This is a genomic window from Afipia carboxidovorans OM5, assembly GCF_000218565.1.
Taxonomy (GTDB): domain Bacteria; phylum Pseudomonadota; class Alphaproteobacteria; order Rhizobiales; family Xanthobacteraceae; genus Afipia; species Afipia carboxidovorans.
The window spans coordinates 2,602,129-2,624,295 of record NC_015684.1; the positions used below are offsets into that span (position 1 = coordinate 2,602,129).

General features: G+C 61.6%; 30 protein-coding genes. 12 read left to right on the top strand and 18 right to left on the bottom strand.

The window, feature by feature from the left end; genetic code table 11:
* Nucleotides 1-104: 104 nt before the first annotated feature.
* The 18 genes from OCA5_RS12220 to OCA5_RS12305 all read right to left on the bottom strand — a co-directional run bounded on the left by OCA5_RS12220 (nt 105) and on the right by OCA5_RS12305 (nt 15,047).
* Nucleotides 105-956 carry a hypothetical protein gene (locus tag OCA5_RS12220; RefSeq protein ID WP_244396168.1) on the bottom strand — a complete coding sequence of 284 codons (852 nt, stop codon included), beginning with the start codon at nt 954-956 and terminating at the stop codon, nt 105-107.
* 1 nt (nt 957) lies between these two features.
* On the bottom strand, nt 958-1,281 hold the full coding sequence (locus OCA5_RS12225) for a hypothetical protein (protein WP_041559564.1): 324 nt from the start codon (nt 1,279-1,281) through the stop codon (nt 958-960).
* Complete coding sequence (locus tag OCA5_RS12230; RefSeq protein WP_244396167.1) at nt 1,271-1,939, bottom strand: hypothetical protein; 669 nt, start codon at nt 1,937-1,939, stop codon at nt 1,271-1,273. The genes OCA5_RS12225 and OCA5_RS12230 overlap by 11 nt, the downstream gene beginning before the upstream one ends.
* Before the next feature lie 8 nt (nt 1,940-1,947).
* Entirely contained in the window at nt 1,948-4,206 is a 2,259-nt protein-coding gene (locus OCA5_RS12235) for a DNA cytosine methyltransferase (RefSeq protein WP_012562725.1), read from the bottom strand.
* Complete coding sequence (locus OCA5_RS12240) at nt 4,203-5,045, bottom strand: hypothetical protein (protein ID WP_012562724.1); 843 nt, start codon at nt 5,043-5,045, stop codon at nt 4,203-4,205. Before OCA5_RS12240 ends, OCA5_RS12235 begins: the two co-directional genes overlap by 4 nt.
* A complete protein-coding gene (locus OCA5_RS12245; protein WP_013913220.1) occupies nt 5,042-5,410 on the bottom strand; it encodes a hypothetical protein in 369 nt (122 codons plus the stop codon). Before OCA5_RS12245 ends, OCA5_RS12240 begins: the two co-directional genes overlap by 4 nt.
* On the bottom strand, nt 5,403-5,840 hold the full coding sequence (locus tag OCA5_RS12250; protein ID WP_012562722.1) for a hypothetical protein: 438 nt from the start codon (nt 5,838-5,840) through the stop codon (nt 5,403-5,405). The genes OCA5_RS12245 and OCA5_RS12250 overlap by 8 nt, the downstream gene beginning before the upstream one ends.
* Nucleotides 5,837-7,540: a helicase HerA-like domain-containing protein gene (locus tag OCA5_RS12255; protein WP_012562721.1), complete on the bottom strand. Its 1,704-nt coding sequence runs from the start codon at nt 7,538-7,540 to the stop codon at nt 5,837-5,839. The genes OCA5_RS12250 and OCA5_RS12255 overlap by 4 nt, the downstream gene beginning before the upstream one ends.
* Nucleotides 7,541-7,551: 11 nt before the next feature.
* Nucleotides 7,552-7,968, bottom strand: coding sequence for a hypothetical protein (locus OCA5_RS12260; RefSeq protein ID WP_012562720.1), 417 nt, complete (start codon nt 7,966-7,968; stop codon nt 7,552-7,554).
* Nucleotides 7,965-8,171: a hypothetical protein gene (locus OCA5_RS12265; protein WP_244396166.1), complete on the bottom strand. Its 207-nt coding sequence runs from the start codon at nt 8,169-8,171 to the stop codon at nt 7,965-7,967. Before OCA5_RS12265 ends, OCA5_RS12260 begins: the two co-directional genes overlap by 4 nt.
* Nucleotides 8,172-8,182: 11 nt before the next feature.
* The gene (locus tag OCA5_RS12270) at nt 8,183-9,919 is read right to left on the bottom strand and encodes an AAA family ATPase (protein WP_244405953.1); all 1,737 of its coding nucleotides are present in this window, start codon (nt 9,917-9,919) and stop codon (nt 8,183-8,185) included.
* Entirely contained in the window at nt 9,919-10,197 is a 279-nt protein-coding gene (locus OCA5_RS12275; RefSeq protein ID WP_012562717.1) for a hypothetical protein, read from the bottom strand. Before OCA5_RS12275 ends, OCA5_RS12270 begins: the two co-directional genes overlap by 1 nt.
* Nucleotides 10,197-12,767: a DNA methyltransferase gene (locus OCA5_RS12280; RefSeq protein WP_012562716.1), complete on the bottom strand. Its 2,571-nt coding sequence runs from the start codon at nt 12,765-12,767 to the stop codon at nt 10,197-10,199. Before OCA5_RS12280 ends, OCA5_RS12275 begins: the two co-directional genes overlap by 1 nt.
* Nucleotides 12,767-13,291, bottom strand: a complete 525-nt coding sequence (locus OCA5_RS12285; RefSeq protein ID WP_012562715.1) for a crossover junction endodeoxyribonuclease RuvC — start codon at nt 13,289-13,291, stop codon at nt 12,767-12,769. The genes OCA5_RS12280 and OCA5_RS12285 overlap by 1 nt, the downstream gene beginning before the upstream one ends.
* Nucleotides 13,292-13,369: 78 nt before the next feature.
* Entirely contained in the window at nt 13,370-13,732 is a 363-nt protein-coding gene (locus tag OCA5_RS12290) for a hypothetical protein (RefSeq protein WP_012562714.1), read from the bottom strand.
* 56 nt (nt 13,733-13,788) lie between these two features.
* Nucleotides 13,789-14,025, bottom strand: coding sequence for a hypothetical protein (locus OCA5_RS12295; RefSeq protein ID WP_012562713.1), 237 nt, complete (start codon nt 14,023-14,025; stop codon nt 13,789-13,791).
* A 66-nt stretch (nt 14,026-14,091) separates the two neighbouring features.
* Nucleotides 14,092-14,694 (bottom strand): GcrA family cell cycle regulator, encoded by a 603-nt coding sequence (locus OCA5_RS12300; RefSeq protein ID WP_244396165.1) that lies wholly within the window; start codon nt 14,692-14,694, stop codon nt 14,092-14,094.
* 38 nt (nt 14,695-14,732) lie between these two features.
* A complete protein-coding gene (locus OCA5_RS12305; protein ID WP_244396164.1) occupies nt 14,733-15,047 on the bottom strand; it encodes a hypothetical protein in 315 nt (104 codons plus the stop codon).
* Nucleotides 15,048-15,065: 18 nt separating this feature from the next.
* Here OCA5_RS12305 and OCA5_RS12310 point away from each other — a divergent pair, with 18 nt between their 5' ends.
* The 12 genes from OCA5_RS12310 (at nt 15,066) to rnhA (ending at nt 22,167) form a co-directional block, all read left to right on the top strand.
* On the top strand, nt 15,066-15,770 hold the full coding sequence (locus OCA5_RS12310; protein WP_013913222.1) for a S24/S26 family peptidase: 705 nt from the start codon (nt 15,066-15,068) through the stop codon (nt 15,768-15,770).
* Nucleotides 15,771-15,799: 29 nt separating this feature from the next.
* Nucleotides 15,800-16,207: a hypothetical protein gene (locus OCA5_RS12315; protein ID WP_244396163.1), complete on the top strand. Its 408-nt coding sequence runs from the start codon at nt 15,800-15,802 to the stop codon at nt 16,205-16,207.
* Nucleotides 16,208-16,526: 319 nt separating this feature from the next.
* Entirely contained in the window at nt 16,527-16,823 is a 297-nt protein-coding gene (locus OCA5_RS12320) for a hypothetical protein (RefSeq protein WP_244396162.1), read from the top strand.
* Nucleotides 16,823-17,038 (top strand): hypothetical protein, encoded by a 216-nt coding sequence (locus tag OCA5_RS12325; protein WP_012562707.1) that lies wholly within the window; start codon nt 16,823-16,825, stop codon nt 17,036-17,038. Before OCA5_RS12320 ends, OCA5_RS12325 begins: the two co-directional genes overlap by 1 nt.
* Nucleotides 17,038-17,400 (top strand): hypothetical protein, encoded by a 363-nt coding sequence (locus tag OCA5_RS12330; protein ID WP_012562706.1) that lies wholly within the window; start codon nt 17,038-17,040, stop codon nt 17,398-17,400. Before OCA5_RS12325 ends, OCA5_RS12330 begins: the two co-directional genes overlap by 1 nt.
* Nucleotides 17,397-17,600, top strand: coding sequence for a hypothetical protein (locus OCA5_RS12335; RefSeq protein ID WP_013913225.1), 204 nt, complete (start codon nt 17,397-17,399; stop codon nt 17,598-17,600). The genes OCA5_RS12330 and OCA5_RS12335 overlap by 4 nt, the downstream gene beginning before the upstream one ends.
* Nucleotides 17,593-17,886, top strand: a complete 294-nt coding sequence (locus tag OCA5_RS12340) for a hypothetical protein (protein WP_012562705.1) — start codon at nt 17,593-17,595, stop codon at nt 17,884-17,886. Before OCA5_RS12335 ends, OCA5_RS12340 begins: the two co-directional genes overlap by 8 nt.
* Nucleotides 17,887-17,959: 73 nt before the next feature.
* Nucleotides 17,960-18,247 carry a hypothetical protein gene (locus OCA5_RS12345; protein WP_012562704.1) on the top strand — a complete coding sequence of 96 codons (288 nt, stop codon included), beginning with the start codon at nt 17,960-17,962 and terminating at the stop codon, nt 18,245-18,247.
* Nucleotides 18,244-19,179 carry a YqaJ viral recombinase family nuclease gene (locus OCA5_RS12350; protein ID WP_012562703.1) on the top strand — a complete coding sequence of 312 codons (936 nt, stop codon included), beginning with the start codon at nt 18,244-18,246 and terminating at the stop codon, nt 19,177-19,179. The genes OCA5_RS12345 and OCA5_RS12350 overlap by 4 nt, the downstream gene beginning before the upstream one ends.
* Nucleotides 19,166-19,984: a hypothetical protein gene (locus OCA5_RS12355; protein ID WP_244396161.1), complete on the top strand. Its 819-nt coding sequence runs from the start codon at nt 19,166-19,168 to the stop codon at nt 19,982-19,984. The genes OCA5_RS12350 and OCA5_RS12355 overlap by 14 nt, the downstream gene beginning before the upstream one ends.
* 26 nt (nt 19,985-20,010) lie before the next feature.
* Nucleotides 20,011-21,396: a recombinase RecT gene (locus OCA5_RS12360; RefSeq protein WP_012562701.1), complete on the top strand. Its 1,386-nt coding sequence runs from the start codon at nt 20,011-20,013 to the stop codon at nt 21,394-21,396.
* 72 nt (nt 21,397-21,468) lie between these two features.
* On the top strand, nt 21,469-22,167 hold the full coding sequence (gene rnhA, locus OCA5_RS12365) for a ribonuclease HI (RefSeq protein WP_244396160.1): 699 nt from the start codon (nt 21,469-21,471) through the stop codon (nt 22,165-22,167).

Below are 22,167 nucleotides of genomic sequence, written 5' to 3' on the forward strand. Positions count from 1 at the left end.
GAGACAATTTCCTGCATCGCGAACGGCAGTAGTGACTGAGCACGGTCTATCGAAGCGCACCTTGATTTGAAGAGTGTGGACTTTGCTCTTTTTTACGCTCGCCATCACTTCGCTCCGATCTTGTAGGTGTCGAGAAGCGCGCGGGCGGCTGGGTGTGCATTCACCCAAACGCCGTTGCTACAACCTTCCGCGCTTGTCTCGACTGTTTTGATTATGAGTTGCGCCAACTCATCCACCGTCACATCGGCGGGGCGGGTGTCTGACGAGTGTGGACTGTCGGGATGCTCGGGCTCTGGTGTTAGGACATAGCCAAGGTCAGTTGCTTCGTCCTGTAACCGTTCGAGCCTTGCATCGAGGTCTGACGGGACGGGCTTGAACCCCGGTGCAGACGGGTCATCGTTCATCGCGCCGAAGGGAATTTTCATGCCGCCGTCAGATTTCGTCGCCTCGCTCGCGGCGAGGACCCGGCTCGCAATCTTGCCAATAAACTTTAGTGCAAGATCATGACGCACCGTATCGCCAGCGTTATCGATGCAGACCGTTCTGATTTGCTCCAGCGCCTCCCGCAGCGCGCCGTCGCTGGCCGACATCGGCACGTTCACAAGCGCCGACCGGATGCGCTGCTCGTAGTCGGCCTGCGCGGCGGCTTTGGCGGCATCCAAGCTGTCTTTATCCGCAACAAAACGATGGGCATGTAGGCGCACAACGTATGCAGGGCAATCACTGGCCGACACTTCTTCAATGTTGTAAAAGCCGAAAGGAGTTTGCGCGGACCATGCTGGCTCGGGGAAGGAATCTGGACGATGATCAACCCACACAAGCGGCTTCACTGTCACCGGCTCCGGCGACTGCGCGGCGAGGCGGATGGCGGATGCGGCCTCCCGCATGTAACGTGCGGCATTGAGGTGCCCGTCATTCTCGACGTTGCCTGCTTGGTGTTCGAGGCGGTCTGCCAAATCAAATCGCGGTCTTGGCATATGCGTTGCTCCCAATGACTATGCCAGGAATGTTATCTATGTGTTCGACGTGACGAGCCTCTTTGTACACATCAGCTATCGCGACGAGGTTTGCGACGTTCACCTCGGAAAAGCCGTTGCCGCCGTTCCATTCAACTAACGCAAGACACATTCCGGGCAGTCGAAGTTTTTCAACAACCGTTCCGATTACCTCGGCGCGCCAAATCCCGATATTTCCAAGCGATCTGATAAACTTGGCAGAATGTTTTACACGTGATCCGACATTGATGCGCTTATCCGCCAGCGCCAACAGTTCATCGTTCATGCCCGGTTCGGCCTTCTTGTTTGCCCGATATCGCGTTCGGTGCCGACGCTCCCTCTACCGCGTCCGTAGAGGCGTAAGGCTGGCCGCCGTGGCCGCCGTCAGAACTGGTATTGATCGCGCGGAACACCGCCGATCTGATTGCGCACGAAACGCCGAGCGCAGCCGCACGAATGGTGTACACGCCGCCGTTTGCACCGCGCCATGCCATCAATTCGAGTTCGATGATCTCGGCAAGGTTGGTCGGTAGAGCGCCGCCGTCAGATTTCGTCGCCTCGCTCGCGGCGAGTGCGCGGATGGCTTGGGCGATTATGTTGGCGTGCCTATGTGCTGGCGGGAAGTTCACTCCGTCATAGGTTGACGCTATCTTTGCCGCTGCCTCCAGCAGCGCGCCGTCGCTCGCGGATTGCGGAGGGGCGGTGTAGAGAGGTTCACATTGCACATCGTGATCGCTGGCGTGACTTGGACAATCTTTGCGTAAGCTCCAATTGCTTTCGCCTTCATAGCGCCACCGCCAAGCCACCGGCTCCTGCGACTGCGCGGCGTGGCGGAGCGCTGATGCGGCCTCCCGCATCTTCATCATCCACGCGCCGTGGCGCGGCTCCCAGCATTTCAGCGTCTTTTCCGACGCCATTGCGTCTAACTCGGCGGCGAGCGCCAAATGATCTGTCATTCTGCAGCCTCCAATAATGGCATCGCGCTGGCGGTTCGCCGCGGCCGCTTCACCTTGCGCCGCTGGTAGTTCGCGAAGATCAGATCCTCTGCCTCGGGCGGGCAGACCGAATTCCCGCACATGTAGCCTTGCTGTTCAGCGGTGAACTTGATGACCGTGCCGTCCTCGAGGATGCCGCGGTCGATGATGTAATCCGGCCGGAAGCCCTGCGCGGTGAAGCGCTCGCGCGCCGTGAGCATGCGCATGCCGATGTCAACGATGACGAATGTGAGGCCGTCGATCTCGACAGTGACGAACTCGCGCTCATCCCAATAGCCATGCGCGCGCAGAAAATCGGCAACCTGGCGGGCGCGCGCTTCGTGCTCGGGGCCGAACGGCGGCAGCGCGGCCGAGGCCTCGACCAGCCCAAACCGCGGCTTCGCCGTGACGGTGTGCAGCGGCTCGCCCGCCGATTGGCTCGGAAGTCCCTCGCCGTAATACTTCGCGAGGAAGCCGAGCACAGCGCCAAGATGGGTGCCGCCAGCGGTGGCGGTTTGCGTCGGATGATCAGCCGGCGAGTCCCGCCGATCTTCGCCTCGCAGATTGATCATGTGCGCGGTTACGACCGATTGCTGACTACCGGCTGTCGTGATGGTCGATACCGGATCGTCAACTGGATGGCCCGGATTACCCTGCCCGGTCCTGCCGTCGATATTGTGCTGCGCCATGAAGGCGGACACGACGCTGATGTTCGCGCCGCCAGCCGTCAGCGTGTGGACCGGCTTGTCCGCGTCGTTGAACGGCTTCTGAGAATTCCGCATCGTCGCGAGGTGGACCGCAGCGATACTGCCCTCGTTACCGTCAGGAACGATGGTGCCGACCGGCTGTTCGATTGAACGCGTCCGCGGCTCCTGTCCGGGCCGCTCCTGATATCGCGGCACCATGAACGCGGTTGAGACGCACAGGTCAGCCTTGCCGGTCTGGGTGATGATCGGATCATCGGCCGCACGCGGCTCGGTCTGCGCGGCACGTCCGCCACAGCCGACCAGCACGGGGGCAACAACGGCAACGTCATTGGTCGCGAGCACGGTCGGCATCGGCTGCTGAGCATCATGGTCGCCGCGACCGCGCCGCTTGCCATCGGCTCCCACATCGCCGTGCGCTGTCCTGACCAGCACCGGCGCGACAATGCCGAGCGGCGCCGCACCGCCGCCATGGTGGTCGCTGGCGTGGCTGGTGATCGTATGAAGTGGCTCACTCGCCGGATGGCCGACCGATCCAGTCTGAAATTTCGTGACGAAAGGCGTCATTATCGCAATCTCGCCGCGATGCGCCGACGTGATCGTTCGAAGCGGCTCATCCGCGCTGTTGGCGCGCGGCGGGCCGCTGTGCGTCACAGGAACGAGGAATGGGCGGAGCGCTTCGAGCACGTAACGCGAGGTGCCCTTGGCGATGCGCGCCATGGTGCTCGCCGCCAACGGACGGTTCGCTCGGATGCCGTGCTTCGCCTTGATCTCCGCCGATGTCTCGAAGATCGACGGGCACGGCAACGACCAGTCCAAGCAATCGGCCGCCGTCTTCCAAGGTGTCAGGAGCCCGGCCGCTATCTTCGCCGCGTCCTCGACATCGTTGGGGTTGCCGCGTGTCGGCTCGGGCCACACGATCGGCTCGCCGTCCCGCCGCATGATCATGTAAAGCCGCTTGCGGATCGTGGCCGCCTGCATCTTCCGACCCGCGCGCCAGGCGCGGCGCTCGCGCCACTCGACGACGTAGCCGAGCGCTTCCCACGAGGCGACGAAGTTCTTGAAGATGGCTCCCTTCTGAAGAGCGCAACGCTTTCCATTCTCGTCGAGCGGCGCCCAATCCTGAAATTCTTCGACGTTCTCGAGGAATACCACGCGCGGCCGCTGCCATTTCGGAAGCGCCTTCACCCAGCCGAACACGGCCCACGCCAGCCCGCGAATATTCTTGTCGCGCGGCTTGCCGCCCTTGGCCTTGCTGTGATCCTTGCAGTCGGGCGACATCCAGAGCATGCCAACGGGCCGACCGGCGCACATGCTGATGGCGTCGACCGTCACGACGTCCTCGATCAGATGTTCGGTGCCCGGATGGTTGATCCGATGCATCGCGAGCGCGAACTTGTCGTGATTGATCGCGATATCCGGGTCGCGGCCGAGCGCGGCAACGATGCCTTCCGACGTGCCGCCACCACCTGCGAAACTGTCGATGACGATTTCTTCGATCAGCTCAGACCCGGGATCAACTCTCACATTCATCGAACGGCCTCCTTTGCAGCGTTCAGCATGTCGGCAATGACCTGAAGAAGGCCGAGCGGGGCCTTCTCGTGCTCGTATTCTTCGGTGTGGCTGGCCCACCAATTCAGCGTCTCGGCTCCAGACCCGCCGCTAAGGAATTGCATTGGCCACGGCAGAGCTTCGTTCATGCGCGCGATTTCGTCCGCGGTGGCGGTCCGAGCGATGACGTTGCGACCGATCGATAGGGTCTGATTTCCGGCCTGATGCGCGAGCTCACCCGCCTCGTAGCGATAGGACGGCCACGCCGCGCCGAATTCCTTTGGACAAACATTCATGGGCAGCCGGCGCAGCACCGCGTGCGCCTCGATAAGGCGCTCACCGACGCGTCGCGCGGTCCATTGCGCAGGCAGCCGCGGGCGATCCAGAAGGCCGCCACGCAGGCGAGCAGCGTCGACAACGCGGTATGTGCCGGGGATCAACCCGGGCCGTGGCGGCGGCGCAGGATCTTCCTCGCTGTCGAGATCGGGCTGCTGGATGGGGTCGGGAAGCTTGATCGGCTTTTCCGCGATCGACCACCGGGGCGACTTGTCCTTCGACGTGCGCCGCTCGAGTTGTCGCTTCAGCTTCTTGATCCGCCTTGCCTCAGCCTCGCGCTCTTCATCCCAATGCGCCTGCGGATGGGGCTGCGCAGCCATGATCGCCGCGTGCCGCTCCATCGCGGCAGCCCGCGCCTTCCGCTTCGCTTCCTTGGCGGCCTTCCGCTTTGCCTTCGCGGCCTTCTCAAGGCGGATTTCCGCACGCCGCGCCTCGCGCGCGGTACGCTTCAGTTCATCGTCTGCCGTGGGCGGGGCTTTGGTCACGCCGGCGCCCTTTCCAGTTTTGCGAGGTGAAGTTTCAGGAGAACCGTTGTCATCGCGCGCGCCAGGTCGGCGGCCGTGATATCGCGACCGTCTTTCCAGCCGGACAGAACGCGCTCGCGCAGCACCTTCGCTGCGGCGTTACAGATTTCGGTGCGCGGATAGCCGAGAAGCCCGGTCAATTGCGCCGCGCCATCCATGAAGCTGACCGGACAAAGCGTCAGGCTCGGCGCATCGAGTGCATTGAGGATGTCGGCGCCAAGCGCCCTGTCCTCGCCCTCGCCGTTCTGCAGGCGGACCAGAAGCCGCCGAACATCGGCCGCGGCGGCGCGCTGCGCGTCGGTCATATGGATGCGCGTGTCAACCATTGGCCTCGCCATGCCTCCAAACGAAGCGGCCGCGCTCGGTGACGAGAAACGCCGCCTCTGGGTCGGTAGCGCCACCGTTGACGTGGATCAGCCCGTGCGCGCAAAGCTTTCGTGCAGTCGAGAGCTTGCAGATGTTGAGAACAACCGGGGCCCGACCGATCGCGTCGTATTGCGCCTTGGATCGGATTGCGCGGGAGAGATAGCGGCCGCCAGCCATCGTGCGCAGCACGAACCGCTGAACGCTCGACAGGCTGTGCCACGTCGCCCGCGCGCCCATGACGCCGTTGGCGATCTCGCGCATCGCCAAGTCGAATTCGGCAAGTACGTCGTCTCGGCCGCTCTCCACGAGAAGCTGGCGCACGCGAGCGTTGCGTGCCTGCGCCTGGCGCTCGATCTCCTGAAGGATCGGATCGTAATCGTTCACGATCATCGCGGCGCCTCACAGAGGAAAGCCGAGAGCCTGAACGAGCCCTTGTCTTGGTCGATCAGATTGGCTTTTCGGATCGATTTGACGCCCTTGTACCAGTATCCATTACCGGGCTTCGCGCCGATCGCCGCGGACATCTGCTCGGTGGTGACTTGGTGCCCGCGATGGTTCGCGATGAATTGCAGCATCTGGCCGCCAGGCGCGCCGACCTTCCCGGCCCACAGCGAGACGAGCTCACCGAGCGTCGCAGGCGACCCGGTCCCGCCATTCGCTTTGCGACCTGCGGCGGAATGCGCAACCATCCCTTCGGCTTCTCGCACATAGCCACCGTCGACGAGAGATCGCTTCGCCTTATAGAAGTAGCCGTTACCCGGGAGGATGCCCGCGACGATGCAGGCGTTATCCCACGTGAGGTCGTGGTAACGACAAATCGCTGCCAGCAGCTTCATCGCCCCGCCGTCGAGTTCGCCGCTCGCGGCAGGCTTCGGCTTCGATGGTGCCTGCGGCGTCGGTTTTGGCAGATCGGCCGGGTTGGTAACTACCCTCGGTAGATCGAGCGCGATAAAACCACGGCCATGTCCACCTTTTCCATAGGGGACCGCCACGTCGCTAGGCAGGTCGGTCAGTAGGTTCCGGGTGACCTCTTCATAGGTCTGAGGTTGTGCCATGTAACTCAGCAACGCATCGAACACGGCCCGCGCCGATCGAACCCCACCATCGGCAAGGCCGCGCGCATAGCCATGATCTTCCGCCGCCTTCAGGGCGGCCGGATCGATCGCACTTCCATTCTTGCCGCCAGACTTAGGCTCGGCTCTCTGGAGCCGTTCGGCGGCTGCAGCATCCATCGCCGTCTTGATCGGGCCAAGGTCGACCTGCGCCAGCGTCTTCGGCTCGACACGCTTCTCTCCAGCCTTCGGCGTGGCCGAGGTGTCGAGCGTCTTGATTTTCGGGAAGCGCATGCGCTGAAGCTGGTTGTCCGTGGTGGACCACACCCACGCCTCGCCGACATCGAGGCGGGCCAGCGTGTCAAACACCTCTTTCGCCTGGTCGCGGTCGCCGTTTCCATCAACCCACGCCTTGACCGCGTCGCGATCCTGCGGCGCCGGCAAGCGGTGCATGATCAGCGTGGCCGCCTGCGTCAGCACGTCCTTGGAGAGCCGAGCAGGCCGCTGCGTGATGGTGATGAGGCGGAAGCCGCGGAAGCGGCCGCGTCGGCAAATCCAGTCGATCTCTGCATGGAGCGCCTTGCTGTCATCGCCCATCGGGTTCTGAGGGGCGAAGACGTCAGCCTCTTCCAGCACCAGCGTCAGGGCTTCGGTGTTGACGCGGCGGAGCTCCCGCAGGAACGCGAGCAAGAACGATTGCTGCGCCGTCTTCGACAGGTCCGAGATATCCAGCACCGCAGGGATGTTGTTCCGCGCAATGACGTCCGCCATCGGCACGGCGGCGGCAGGCTCGAGCGGCAGGTCGCCGTGCACGCCGCCGAAGATCGCGATCGGAAAGCCGGCGTCCCGGCCGTTCGCTGCCGTACGCAATCCGGCCCAGACGCCGAGCGGATCGAGTATCAGGACGCGACGCTTCCCCTCGAGCAGGCGCTCAACGATGCCCTTCGACGTGTACGTCTTGCCGCCGCCCTTCCGTCCGAGAACAGCGACATCTTCTTCCAGATACGCTTCAGGCAATAGCGCGACTTCGCTCGACATGGTCGCCCCTTTCAAATGATGTACGGGATTTTTTCGTTGACGCTGCCGCCGCCGGCGACGTGCTCTTCCATGCGCGACTTGAAGTCCGCATAGGCCTCTGCGTGTTCTTCATCGTCGCCGGCGGCTGCCTTAAAGCTTTCCTCGGCATCGGCCCATGTCGGCGAACAATCGATGCAAGAAATTTCGCCGTCCTCGTAGTGGTAGCCACGGTCTCCGTGAAACAGGATGCATTCGCACCCGACGCAATATCCGGCGACCTCAAGGTCTCCCCTAGCCATCAGAAATTCATCGCGGATGCCTTCAATGGCGCCAATCGCGTGAACCTGCGGAGCAATCGATTTGCGGATTTCTTCGGCGGCATTGTCCAGACCCTCAACAATGGCCTGAATTTCTTTCCGCTCGTCTTTAGTCAGCGTTTCAAGCGTCATAGTGCGTTTCCTTCACGAAAGAGCGGGCCTTGACTGATCTTCGTTCGATAGTCGTCGCGAACCGCGATCATCAGAGCCATCTGCTTGTCTGCCTTCGTCTGTCGTAGCTTCCCGGCTGCGACCAGGCGCGGATAGACCCGATGCCGCTGCGCGATCTCGCGCTCTATCTCTTCCAGCTTCTCTTCGAGCGTGAATTCCTTCATGGCGGCTCCCATCAGAAGAAGTCCTCGATGCCGACAGGCATCGGGGGCTCGTCAGCAAACATGTCCCTGCTTTTCTTTGGCTGGGTGCGCTTGATCCCGCGCACCGGTTTTCCGGTCCACCAGATGAGCTGGTCGCGGCCATCGACGACGCGAACGTGCATCATGTTCTGGCGGCAGCGCTTCAACGCCTTCTTGACGCGCTCGCGGTGCGCCTTCTCGCCTTCAGGCGTGTTGTCATCCTCGCGAAGCATGCGCTTCGCGATCTCTCGCTTCACAATGTCGTAGTCCACGACCTTGCCGATCGATTTGGGCAAACCAAGTTCCGCCGGCGGCGCGATGCCTTGTTCATCGAGGCATTCAAGAAGCACCTCAACGAACTGCTGCTCCTGCTTCGTCGCGTGCGCGCCCTGCTGGCCGTCTTCGCGCCGAGCGCCCTCACCGTCTTTCAGAGGCTCGGCGATGTTCGGCGAGGTGACGACGCAGGATGTGCGCTCCCGTCCGAATTTATTGAACGTCCCGTCCGCAACCTCGCGCAGAACGAACTCTGTCTCTTCGCCATCCCTACCTTCGCGCTGCTTTCTGACCTTCATTGCGCGCAGATCGCGACCGTCGTCGTCCTTCAACTGCACCGGCTGACGGGCGTTACCGCCCATCTTTCGAGACACGACGATCACGGTGTCGATGTTGTTCGTAAGCTGCTCGTTGCCACGGTGCTTACCGACGGAATTGGTGTGCCCGACAAGAAGCGATGCAGCGCCCGTGAGTTCACGGAGCCGATCGAAGTTTACGCGGATTTTCGACACCACTTCGCTGTCGATCTCTGACGCGCCTGGCGTTGCCGCGTTGTAGGTGTCAAACACCATCAACCCGAGCCCGGCCTCCCCGAAATAGGTCCGCGCAATCCCATTCATCTCTTCTGAGAGCCGCTCGACGACGTTGTCCGCTGGCCACATCGAAAGAGGCTTGGTCAGGACGGCAAAGGGAAGGTCCGCGACTTCTAAGCCGTGGTGCTTGCGGTAGGCTCGCATGCGCGCCTTCGCGCCACGTGACGCCTCGTAGGCACACCAAATCACGCCGCGCGGCCGCAGCACTCGCCGGCCGAAGAACGGGACGCCGCGCGCGACGCACATAGCAAGGTGATAGGTCAGGAAAGACTTGCCCGTTTGGCTTTCGCCCATCATGAGCGCGCCCTCATGCTCGGGGATAAGATCCTCGACCAGGTATTCGTATTCTTCGCCGGGGTCGTTCTGATCGGTCCAAAGCGTCAGCCCCATCTTCGAGACGAACGGCAGGTTGACCTGCATTTCTTCGTTGCTGATGGCACCGATGGCTCGCCGCTCGGAAAGCTGCTGGATATGACCCGCAAGCTCGCCCACGTCGATCGTCATGTCAGACGCCGCCATGAGGCGGGCGAGATATTGATTGACGGTCAGTCCACCGACGATGACTTCGGTCGGATCGATGCCGAGCGCGGCCGCAACCGACGGCATGGTGGCCTTCCAGCCTTCTTCGGCAGCCTTAACGAAGGTCGAAAAGATGCGGCGGTGAAAAACGTCAAAGAAGTCGCCTTCTGTCACCTCTTGAACGACGTCACCGATGGCGTCAGGAGACATCAGCAGGTAACCGAGCAGCAGGCGCTCACCTTCGATATCGGTCAGCGGCGCGCCGCCGGCGTCGAACAGATCGCCGGTCGGAAGCTCGACAGGCGCGTCTTCAGTGGGCGGGCTTGTCACTTCTGTGTCCACCATCAGGCCTTTTTCTTGCTGAGCCGCTTGGCGACTTCGTTTGGCTGATACAGGCAGGCATCGAGAAAGCGTGCGGTCGAGCGCAGCAGCGCGATGCGTTTGATTTCCGCGGCGGACGGCTCTGAGCGAAGTGCCGCAATCAGGAAAGCGCGCTGTGACATTTCGAGGTTCAGCGCCTCGAAGGTGACAGCCATCATCATGTCCGCAAGCTTCGGCTTCGGGTTGCCGGCCTGCTCAACGGCATCTGCAATCATCTTGTCGATGGCGGGATAGTCGCTCATCAGGCTGCCGCCCCCTCTTCCGAGAGAAGGTCGAACAACGTCGGCACGTCGGCCTCGCGCTCCGCCTCTTGGCAATAGGTGACGCCGTCGCGGAAGTATGACGGGCTCAGTTCGACGCCGATCCCGCGGCGCTTCAACGCGATGGCTCGGTAGGGCACGGTCATGAGGCCGCCGAACGGATCAAAAACCGTCTCACCTGGCATCGTGTATTGCGTGATCGCACGATCCACGATGTCGAATTGCAACGGGCACAGATGAAGCTCTCGACCCTTGGCATGCTGCAAGCCGTTGAGCGTCCGCATGCGGGCCACGTCCGTCTCGACATCGGGGTGCCACGAATGCGGCGGCAGCAGCATGAAGGTCGGCGGGAGCTGGTTGTTCGCGTCGAGCGTGTCGCTGACCGCGACGTGATGCTCAAAGTCGTAGACCTGCGAAAGGGAATGCTCGCGCCATCGACGATATATGACCTTGGCTTCCTGCCCCAGAAGTTCAACTGGCGACAGAAGACGGTTGCCGCTCGACCTTCCGAAGCCGTGCGCGTCTAGCTGCCAGCGACCGCGGCTGTACTCCGCCTTGTCCTTGACCACTGGATCATCGGCGTAGCCCTTCGAGCGGTCGGTCTGCGGCTTGCGGAAGACGTGAACGTATTCCGGCAGGCCAAAGCCCATCCGGGTGCCATCCTTGCATTGCTCGGTCCACCCCAGCCGGTAGGTCTGGTTGTTCTCCCTGACCACGTCGGTGATGATGGTCTTCGTTCCGATGTAGGCGAAGCCATGCTTGCGAAAATGCAGCATGGTCTCAGCACCGAACGGACTAACGGTCTGGAAGCCGAGGCCGGTCAGGCCGCCTGGTACGATGCGGTCTTTGCAATGGATCATGGCGATCCTGCCCGGCTTCAGAATGCGCAGCAGTTCTGGCGTCAAGAAGTCCATCTGACGGAAGAAGTGCACGTCATCATCGGTGTGACCGAAATCGTTGTAGCTCGGCGTGTATTCGTACTGCGTCGAAAAGGGGATCGAAGTCACGATCAGGTCGACACTGTCGCCGGCCATCGAACGCGTTTCCTCAACGCAGTCGTTGTTCACGCACACGAACCGATCGCCGCGCACCTCAACCCGGTTCACTCCGATGGTCCGCTTCAGCGCGCCCGCGATGCCAATCCGCGTCAGGCCATATTCTTTGATGATGTCGGCCATGATGGCCGATTGCTCGTCATGGCGCTTCCAGCGCTCTTCCAGCTTGCGCCGAACCGACCGCTCCTGCTCGGTGTAGATCAGATCAAGGCGGACCTTCTTGGTCTGGCCGAAACGCATCAGCCGGTGAACGGCTTGAATGAAGTCGTGAAATTTGAAGCCGATGCCGAGGAAGATCATCCAGTGGCAGAAATACTGGAAATTGCACCCGGCCCCGCTCATGGAAGGCTTCGTTGCGAGATAAGGAAACTCGCCGCGTTTGAAGCCGATGGCGTTGGCCTCATTCACGTCGAGGTCCTGCGATCCGAAGATCGAGCGCACCGACGGGATCGTCTTCTCAATCGAAAGCCGCTCGGCCTCGAGGTCGTGCCAGAGCAGACAATGATCATCAGGATCGGAAGCGATCAGGCCAGCCATCAAGTCTATGCGCTGCGGCAGGCTGTCTCGCTTGACCTTCGAGGCGTTCTGAACGCCGATCGCCTCATCGGCGAAAAACTTCGCCTGGCCGTCGCGCTCCGTGCCCGCCTTGGTGTGATCTGCCGGGATTTCGTGCCAGCGGATATCGAGCTCGGGCAGCACATAGCCTTCGTCCGAAAAACCGAGGTCGGACGGCTTCGAGACGAACAGAGCCCACGACGCCACCCAAAGCCAGAACTCACGCTCCTTATGCGGATGGATCGTGAGTTCGTCCGCCTTCTCGCTGTTGCGCTTGAAGAAGCGGGTCTTGGCCTGCCCGACATCCATGATGCCGAGGAACGCGGCGTACGCGAGCAGTTCGATGTGCTCGTTCGGGTCAGGCGTCGCCGTTGCAACAAAGCGATAGCGGATTTCGTTCTCCACCGCGCCACCGCGCGCGTCGCCGGCGAGCCGCGCCATGAACTCGCGAAACGTCTTCGACCCGCCAAAGCCGCGCAGACAGGCAGCCTCGTCGAGCGATACGAAGCCAAACTTCGACGTATCGATCTTTCCTTCGCGAACGCTCTCGTAGTTCGTCAGGTAGATCAGAGGAAGATCTTGTTCGTTCCCTTCCTCGAGCTCGCCCACGGTCGACCGGATGAATTTGAGACGGACACGATAATCGCCTTTGAAATACTGCTCGGCATCGTCGAAGAACTCCTGTCTGACACCGAGCGGCAGGATGATCAGCGGCACAGAGCCGGTCTTGATCCGGCACAGCCGCGCCAACTCGATCTGCGCGCTAGTCTTGTGCAGGCCGAAGCTTGAGAAAATTCCGCGGCGGCCGCCCTGCGCCGCCCAAGCAACGATGGCGCGAACGAAGTCTTTAAGCTGCGGGTTGATTTCGTGAGGCGCGACGTCGAAGCCTGCCTCACCCGCAACCGCCACCTTTCCCTCGATGAATGAGCGATAGTCGTTCATCAGAACATCTGCCTCGCTGCAATCGGGCCGAGCGCAAAGCGCGTGGCGTGCTCAGGGGCGTAGCAGCAGACCGCGTACGCCCAGAGGGCGCAGGCATCCGCCTCGTCATCGGTACGCACAGCCCATCCGTAACGGCGAGCAATCGCCATCGTGTCGGCCTTCTTGGCCCACCCGTTGCCGGTGAAATGTTTTTTGACGGTCGATGCCCTGCCCTCGCGCACGGTGATGCCGCGATGACGGGCCGCCATTTCTGTCAGCATGGCGAGGCCCATCAGCTTCCGCGCCGTTGTCGGCGTTGTCTTCTTCGGCAGGATCGGAGCTTCAAAAATGACGAGCGCGGGCTTTAGCCCTTCAAGCTGGCCTTTCAGCCATGCCGAGTATTTGAGCCCGTACGTACCGACATCGTCGCCGGTCGGCGGGATCGTGAAATGTCCGAAGTCAGGATTGGGGTTACCCGGCTCGCCCGCGCACCATCCGGTGTTCGTTGCCACGTCAAGCGAAAGGATGATGCCGTCGATGCGCATTGGATGCGACTTCCCCCAGACAGCCAGAGCCGCCTCGCGGCCGCGGCGCCCTTCGCCGCGGCGTTTGTTGTTCGAATGTCAGGAAAAAACGGACAGCAGATGCGCGCCGAACGGCGTGTCGCCGAACGACTTGTCGTCGTTGGCGTGGCGGAGGATTTCCTCAATTTGCTCGCGATCGTCTCCGTCAAGGTCGGAGAGGCTGCTTTCCGATTTCAACACGGCTTTTCGAGCCTTCCAGAGCTCGTTGAAGACCTTCGACCGGATGCCGGCGTTCTTGGCCTCTTCCTTGATCTCTTTCTGATCCTCGCGCAGCGATTTGCATTCCTGCATCGCCTTGCCCATGATCGAAGCGCACTCATCTTCGATGTTCTGCATGCGGTCGAGATACCCGTCGATCTTCTTGATGTCGTAGCCGTTCGACGGCTTTGCTTCGGATGCCATTTGGACCTCTCGTATTCAGGGTTGGAGCGAAGCCGCAATCGCGCGGCTCGCCGACATCAGGCCGCCGTCAGGTCGCGGCACTTCACCCACGTGGAACTCCCGTCGGGGAAGCGGACGAGGTATTCGGTCGCCGCAGGAACGTCGTACTGCGCAGCACCGGTCACGGTCCCGACTTCACCCGTTGCGACCAGGCGAACCGGGTCGAGACGATTGAACGTCGGTGGATTGCTTGATTTTGCTGAGTTGCGCGTTTTTTTCCGCCGCGCAGCGGCCGTCATTGCCTTCTTAGCCATGAGCTTTGCCTCCTGAGATGGATTGGTGCGCGCGATCAGCGCCGCGGCTCGTCGGAGCGACAGGCATCATCGCGATGCCTCCAAAAGCGTCTTCAGAGCGCTGCGCTCGGACGCGGTGCCGATGCCCCACGCAATCGCCATGTGCGCGCAGCAGTAGCTTGCACCATGTGCAGTTGGCGCGCCGCAGAAGGTCTGCTGACTGGCATCGTTGAGTTCGTTGTCGGGCCAGCGGCATTCAAGTCCAAACGGCCCGAGGTTGAGCAGCGGGACGTGACGCGACTGAGCGTCCGCCGTGCGCGGCTTAAAATCGCAGCTCGGCACCTCGCCGCTTTTCGCTTGCTCGATCCGCGCCAGCACGCCGGCGGCCTTCGCGCCCTCCGAGCTATAGTTGTTACCCTTGCTCGACGGCGCAGCCTTGCGAGCGGGTTCGGGTTGCGGTGCCCTCGGGACCGCAGAGCCTATCCTCACGCCGATCCGGAACGACCGGCCAAGCACAGCGCTGCGGGTAAACTCCGTGCCGTGCGCGGCGTTGAGAGCACGAGTGAGTTCAGTTGCCGTCTTCCACGGCCCGTTCACACGCAGGAACGCATCGAATTGCTCGTTCCAAATCGGTTTAAGCGGCAAGCCGCTGGTAACCATGGCAGGCGGCTCGGCTTGCGCCTCGTCCACTTTCCGGTTGATAAACCGGTTATGATCTTGACGAACGCTCATTGCTCAGCCTCAGCCGGTTTCTTTGCCGGGCGTGCGATGCCCTTCGGCCAAGCGCAGCGCGGCGGCCAGTTGTCGGAAAACCACTGCATCGCAAGGTCGTACCGCGACGTCGTCAGGTCGCTTTTGCCTGAAACGACCGCGTCCAGCTTCTTTCCGTCGTTGAAGATGCGCCACGAGAGCGTTTTGAGCGGGGTGTCCGTGGCACCCGAATACGCGTTCGCCACGGCCGTCAGGTTCTCAATGGAGTGCATGATCTTCTCAAATCGCGGTTGCGTTACCGGTTTATTAACCGGTTTTTTAACCGCCCGCAAGCCGGTAGGATGACCGTTATGAAAAAATCTGTGCAGCGAAAGAAAACCGGCCTGAAGCGGCCGCACGTATCGCAGCCGAGTTTGGGCAGCCGAATTCAAGAACGCCTAACCGCGCTCGACCGCTCGGCGATGTCTGTCAGCCTCGCAATAGGCGCGAAGGAAGACTTCATCAGGAACATTTTTCGCAAAGAGGCAGAGGGGAAGCGCCACTCACCTGGCTCGGAGAAGCTTATTGCGTTGGCAAGAGAACTTGAGACCACCACGGATTGGCTCGTTAGCGGTGACGCTGGGCACGTCGACAGTTCTCAGATAGCAGCAGAAATGGACTCGAGCCGCGCGAGGCCCGCCACGGTGCCGATTGTCGGCTACGTTGGAGCCGGCGCCGCAGCTCACTTCTACGCAGTCGCGCAGGGAAGCCTCGACACTGCGCCCGCACCTACCGATGCCACGCCGTCGACGGTATGCGTTGAAATTCGCGGAACGAGCATCGGGTCGATGTTCGATCGATGGCTGGTCTATTACGACGACGTGCGCTCGCCCGTGACCCACGACTTAATCGGCCGGCTCTGTGTCGTCGGGCTTAACGATGATCGAATTCTGGTGAAAAAAATCAAACGGGCAAAAACAGAGGGACGGTTCGATCTTCTTTCCGAGACCGAACCGCCCATTGAGGGAGTGCAAGTAGAATGGGCAGCAAGGGTCAAACAACTCTCACCGCAGTAGCGATTTCTTTGTTCGGATCGCTTGCGACGATGACCGCAGCGCAAGCGGACCAGTGCGACATGCTTGGCCTCGACCTATCGCAAAGAACTAACGCAGTGGTCGAGCGGAAAGTGAACGTTCTCACCGTGAAGCATCCATGGGTGGGGAGTGCGGGCGTGAGTTACTGCGCCACGGCGAAGCCAGGCTTCGACGCCACCATCGACACCGCCTATCCACAGGGAACGTTCTTCGATTTCATCGGCGCCGCCGGCTCCATCGTGGTTAAGGCTCGCCCTCAGAAGCTCCGCGATGCCGCAGTGAAGTGCACGCGTCTCGCACTGAAAGACCCAGACGGCCTGCATCACCTCGACAGTCTTGGGCTGGAGTTGACATGCAATGCAAAATCCGGCGCGAACGGCTTCGTCACGGTCCTCATCACCAGAAAAACCGCGTCATAGGCAGGGGACAATCCGGGGGACATTTTCCGGGGACAGAGGGACATGGCACGAGAAGTGCTACGCGCGCGAGCGCGCGGATTTTATATTCTATTCTTACAGGGGCCTCGTAAGAGGCCCCCTGTAGTAGAAGATTGATCGCTACTTAGGGGACATTTCCAGACGGGGCGGACGCCTGACGGCGTCCCTTCGATCGATCGGACAAAAAAATAATCCGGTTAGAAAACCGGTTTTATGTTGACCCGGTTAGAAAACCGGTTTTATGGTTACCTCCGACGCCGCATCCCGCGGCCCTGCCCAACCCCGGGCATCGGAGGCAACCATGGACGCCAGCAGCGCCCTTTCCAAAGCAGACTTCGCATCCCGCGCCGGTTTCTTCCGCGCCCGCCTCGATCGATATCTCCCCACCCTGCAGAGCGACCATGCCCGCCGCGTGTTCTTGATCCGCCAGCGCGAGGTTTTCCGACAGCAGTACGGAGAATTCGTTGCAAAGCGCGGCGCGACGGCGAAGCGCGATCCCATTTTCGGCTGGCCGACGGCGGCTGACTTTGTCGAAACCATCGCCGATCTCGACCGTCGCATCAGCGATCTGCCCGGCGACGGAAAGGCGGCCGCGTGATGACCAGCCAAACCACAGCAGCGGGCGCGCGGACGGCCCCCGATCCATTGCGCAGCATCGTCTCGCGAAATTTGATCGCGAACACCGAAACGCTCGAATGCGGCCACTCGATCACGCGCCCGCTTTCGCTCGGTGAATTTGCGATGGAGCCTTCCAAAGCGAAGCGCCGTCGCTGCTACCACTGCGCCGCCCTCGCCAAGACGGGCGGTGCGTGATGCCTCCGCACAGCAACCACGTTGAAATGCGTGCGAGCCGCAGGCCGGCACGCCAGTACGTCAGCGAAACCCATGATCGCAAACTCGATGCGCGTTGGCGTTCTGACGTGACGCTGGCGAAGTGCATGGTGCTTCGCAAGATCCTCGACAATGGACCGCTCGACCTCACCGGCATGGGTGAGTGGTACCGGCAACGATGCATCGAACTCGCGATGGAAGAACCGCCGCTGGTCGATGTCGACGAAAGCCAGGTGTTTCTGACCAAAGAGGGCGAGGCGTTCGCAGCCCGGGACAAGGCCGACAGCATTGCTCGGCAGCGTGGGCATCGTCGCGTCTTTGAACAACGTGGGGGCAAGCTGTGACAGAAACCAACGGCGATCTCGTTCTGCAGATGTCGATCCTTCTGCGAACGATGGGGACTGATCTCGGCGATGAGCGCGAAGTAATTCAAGCGCTGGTCGGCGCGCGCTTCAGGTCTGGCGACGTCATCGCATTGATGGATCGAGCGGTCGAGAAGGCTCGCATCGACGCTCAGAGCAGCGAGGCGCTGCATCATGATTGACCTCGCAACCTATCTCTGCGGCCTCGGTGCTGGCCTCATTGCCGGCGTGTGGCTTACTGCTATCCGCTTTCGACGCATCGCTAGCGAAAGCCTCGGCGCGAAGTGCGAGAACGCTCAACTCGTTCGCCTGCTGGATGGCCTGCAGCGCGCCCAATACAATTATTGCGTGATCGCGGACAATCGCGGCCTTGCCGAACCCGAGACGCGGGCCGCTTGGAACATCCTGCGCCAGACCGGCAACGCCGCGCGAGGCTTCCTCTGGCAGCGCAGGCAGCTTGCGTCATGAGGGTCCTAACTCACTGCCCGCGCGGCCACGAATACGCAACCTTCATGGACGTTATTCGCGAGGATCAGCGGCTATGGGCGTGATCCGCAGTCACAAAACAGCAGCGAGAGCCGCGCCCGTGACCGTGGCCCTTCGGCTCGACAATGAAGCTGTCGTATTTGAAGGCAAGGCCGCGCTCGCCGTAACCCAAACACTAAAAAAGCGCGACGGAGTTATCGCCTGTCTTTTGAAGGCAGTCGAAATGGTTCGCGACGCTGACGAAGACTGTCGGAAGGACGGGCTGCCGCAGATGCCGCCGGCGGCGCGCGCAAAGCTCGATGCCGCTATCGCCAAGGCTCACACGATGGGGAAACGTCAGTGATCCAGCGCATCCCTGTCACTGATCGCGATAGCTGGCTCGTCCTGCGTAAGCAGGACGTGACCGCGTCCGTGGTCGGCGCCCTCTTCGGCTGCCACCCGTATGTGAGCTTGTACGGCCTCTTTCTGGAGAAGACCGGCGGCGCGCCTGCGGACGAGCAGACGCCGTTCCTTGAGTGGCGACTGATCCTCGAAAGCGCGGTCGCAGCCGCGGTCGAGCGTCAGCGGCCGGAATGGAAGATCGTAAAGGCGACGGAGTACCTGCGTGATCCCGAGACACGCATCGGCGCGACGCCGGACTTTTACATTCACGGCGACCCGCGCGGGCTCGGGGTTCTACAGACGAAGACTGTCGATCCCCGCGGCTTCAGGCTCCATTGGCAGGAACAGCCGCCATTCTGGATAGCGTTGCAGAACGCCACCGAGCTCATGCTCGAGCAGAACGCAGCGTTCGGCGCCGTCGCGGCGCTCGTGATCGATCCCTACAAGCTCGAATGCCCGATCTTCGATATCCCGCGGCACGCCGGCGTCGAGCAGCGCATTCGAGAAGGCGTAAGCGATTTCTGGGATGCCGTGGCCTTCGGCGAGGTCCCCAACCCGGACTTCAGCAAGGACGCCGACCTGCTCGCCGCGATTGAGCCCGACGTGATCGAAGGCAAGCGGATCGATCTGACCGGCGACAATCACCTGCCGGTCCTGCTCGCGGAGCGCGCGGAGCTCAAGGCGCGTGTGAAGCCCGACCTCGATCGTATCGATGCCATCGAAACAGAGGTTCGCTTCAAGATGGGCGACGCCGAGATCGCGATGATCGATGGCTTCCGCCTGACCCTCAAAGAACAGACGCGCAAGGCCGGCTTCCACGCCGAAAGCCGCTCTCGCGTGCTGCGCATCAAGGAAACTCGACCGAAAGAGGAATTGAACAATGGCCCCTTCTGACACCGCTACTGAAGATCCTCGGCTTGGGATTGGCGGCAACAACCCGCCAGCCGAATTCTCGCTGGAGGACTTGGTCACTGCCCTGCCAGCCACACTCGCCGAGGCCTTCGCAAAACGTATCGCCGACGAAGTCGAACCGATCGCGAACCGCGCGAACGAGGCCCCGGAGCGTTTTGCCAGCGATGAAGACCTGGCGGCAGCGACCGAGATTGTGAACGACGCACAGGCGGCGTGGAACGAGTTCGAAAAGCTGCGGAAAAATCAGAAGGACCCGTTTAAGCGCGGCGGCGAGGAAGTCGATGACTTCTTCCGCCCACCGCTGCAGCGCCTGACCCGGATCAAGGACGCCTTCGCCAAGCGCGCCACCGATTACAACCGCGAAAAGCGGCGCAAGGCGGAGGAAGCTGCTCGCGTCGAACGCGAGAGACTTGAACGCGAGGCTGAAGAAGCCCGCAAGAAGGCGGCTGAGGCCGCTGAGTTTGGCGATCAGGACGAGGCGATCGAGCATCTGCAGACCGCCGCCACGGTCGAAACGAAGATCGAGGAAGTTGCGTCGGCGCCTGCCATCCCGGCCGAAGACATGACCGTGCGCGGCGCGAGCGGCGGCACTGCACGCTCCCGCACGGAGTGGGCTTTCGAGATTGAAGATTTCTCGAAGATCGACCTGAACGCGCTGCGCGATTTCATCGCGCCGGAAGCGGTCGACAAGGCGCTGAAGGCCTACGTCAAGCTTCGCAAGAATACCGCGAAAATCGAAGGCGTCCGCTTCTTCGAAGACGAGAAGGCGACGTTCCGTCGCCGCTAACCCCACCCCGAATAGGAGAATGCCGCATGGCAAAAACTGAAACGAGAGAGCGCACTCAAGCGGACCACCGCTCGGCAGAGCCCGCGCCGAACGTGAATGTTCCGGCTCAGAAGAGCAACCATCCGGTCGCGGTATTCAGGGAATACGCGATGCAGCGTATCAGCACTCTGCAGGAACTGCCCCACATCGATCCGCAGCAACTTCTAAGCGTTGCGCTCACTGCGATCCAGCGCAAGCCAGACCTGATGAGGTGCACGCCACAGTCTCTTTGGAATGCCTGTGTTCTAGCAGCACAAGATGGGCTTCTGCCCGATGGACGCGAAGGCGCGATCGTTCCCTATGGCGAAAACGCTGACGGCAAACGCGTGGCTGAAATCGCCACGTGGATGCCGATGGTCGAGGGACTTCGCAAGAAGGTCCGCAACAGCGGGCAGATCAAAGACTGGTATGTCGAACTGGTCTACGCCGGCGACTTCTTTCGTTATCGCAAGGGCGATGATCCGCGGCTTGAGCATGAACCTGTTCCGCCAAGCCAGCGAACGCCGAACACGCCGTTCCACGGGATTGTCGCGGCGTATTCAATCGCAGTCTTCACTGACGGGTCAAAGTCCGCGCCTGAAGTTATGTGGATCGAGGAGATCGAGAAGGTCCGCACAAAATCGAAGGCGAAGAACGGTCCGTGGCAAGACAGCGCCTTCTATCCTGAAATGTGCAAGAAGGTGGTTGCGCGCCGCCACTACAAGCAGCTTCCGCATTCCGCTGGGATGGACAAGCTGATCCAGCGCGACGACGACGATTACGACTTCGACCGGCAAGATGAAGCCTTGGTGCAGCAGCGCCAGCATCGCCGCCTCGTGTCCACGACTTCAGCATTCGATGAGTTTGCGCGAAACGGGCAAACGATCGATCACCGGGCTTCCGATCCTGTTCATCAGGATGGCGACGACGAATTCGCCGAAGATGAGCCGAGCCATGATGAAACCGGCGCGGATGAGACCGACCGGACGTCTGCCAACAGCAAGCCCGAGACTGGCGGCGCGGCCGATCAGCGCGAAGAAGCGGCCGTCAACAGCAAGGACGAACAGCAGCAGCACGCGGAGCCTCAGCAGCAGACGCAGGCCGAGCAGACCACCGCGAACGACGGCAAGCCCGCTGCGAAATTCGATCCTCACGTCGGTGAAGAGGTCCGCCGCTGGCCGCCTGGCGCAGTCCCGTCCGATCCCGACGAATACGAGTTCTATGTCGAGACGAAGCTGTCGGACTATACGCGCGAGACGGCCGATAAAATCCCCGATTGGTGGAAGTCGGCGGAAGAAAAGAAGCTGCGCGAGGCCTGCGGTATCAGCAAGCAGCGTCATGACGAACTGCGCAACAAAGCGGCGTCACGAAAAACCGAACTGCTGAAGGGCTGATAGATGCGCCTTTCCGCAGCATCACTCGATATCAACGCGTTCCGCGGCTTTCTCGAAGCCGCGGGGTGCGACATGCTGGAAGCGCACGGCCCCGCCGGGGAGTTGCTGCGCTTCCGGTTCGGCCTGTCATACGGCGCGGTCTCTCGCCGGAAGAACGGCAGCCTGACGCTTTCCGGCGAAGCGTCGCAGCACTTCATCAACTTTCGAAAGGCTCTGGCGGCCTCGCCCGCCGGCGAAGAGCCGAAGCCACCTCGCGTGGCGACGATCACAACGCTTACCTTGCCCGTCGTCGATCACGCCTGCGCGCGCGAACGCCTCGCGAAGGCAAAGACAGCCATCGTCTACACGGATGGTTCAGCAGAGCGCGGCGGCAAGGGCCGCGGCGGCTGGGCTGCGATCATCCGTGCCGGGTTCGACATCGTCGAGATATTCGGCGGCGCGGAAGCATCAACCATCAACCGCATGGAAATTATCGCGGCCGTTGTTGCCCTCGAAATCCTGCCCGCCGGGTGCGTCGTCAAACTGCACACGGATAGCAAATATCTTCGCAACGGCATCACGAATTGGATTGATGGCTGGAAGCGCAACGGCTGGCTGACGGTCGCGCGGGAGCCGGTGAAGAATGAAGACCTCTGGCGGCGGCTCGACGCCGCGCGCCTAAGCCACACAGTCACATGGAAATGGGTCAAGGCCCACGTAGGCATTCGCCTGAACGAGCGAGCGGACGAGCTCGCAAAGTTCGCTCGCCACAACATCACGAAGGGATTTTGA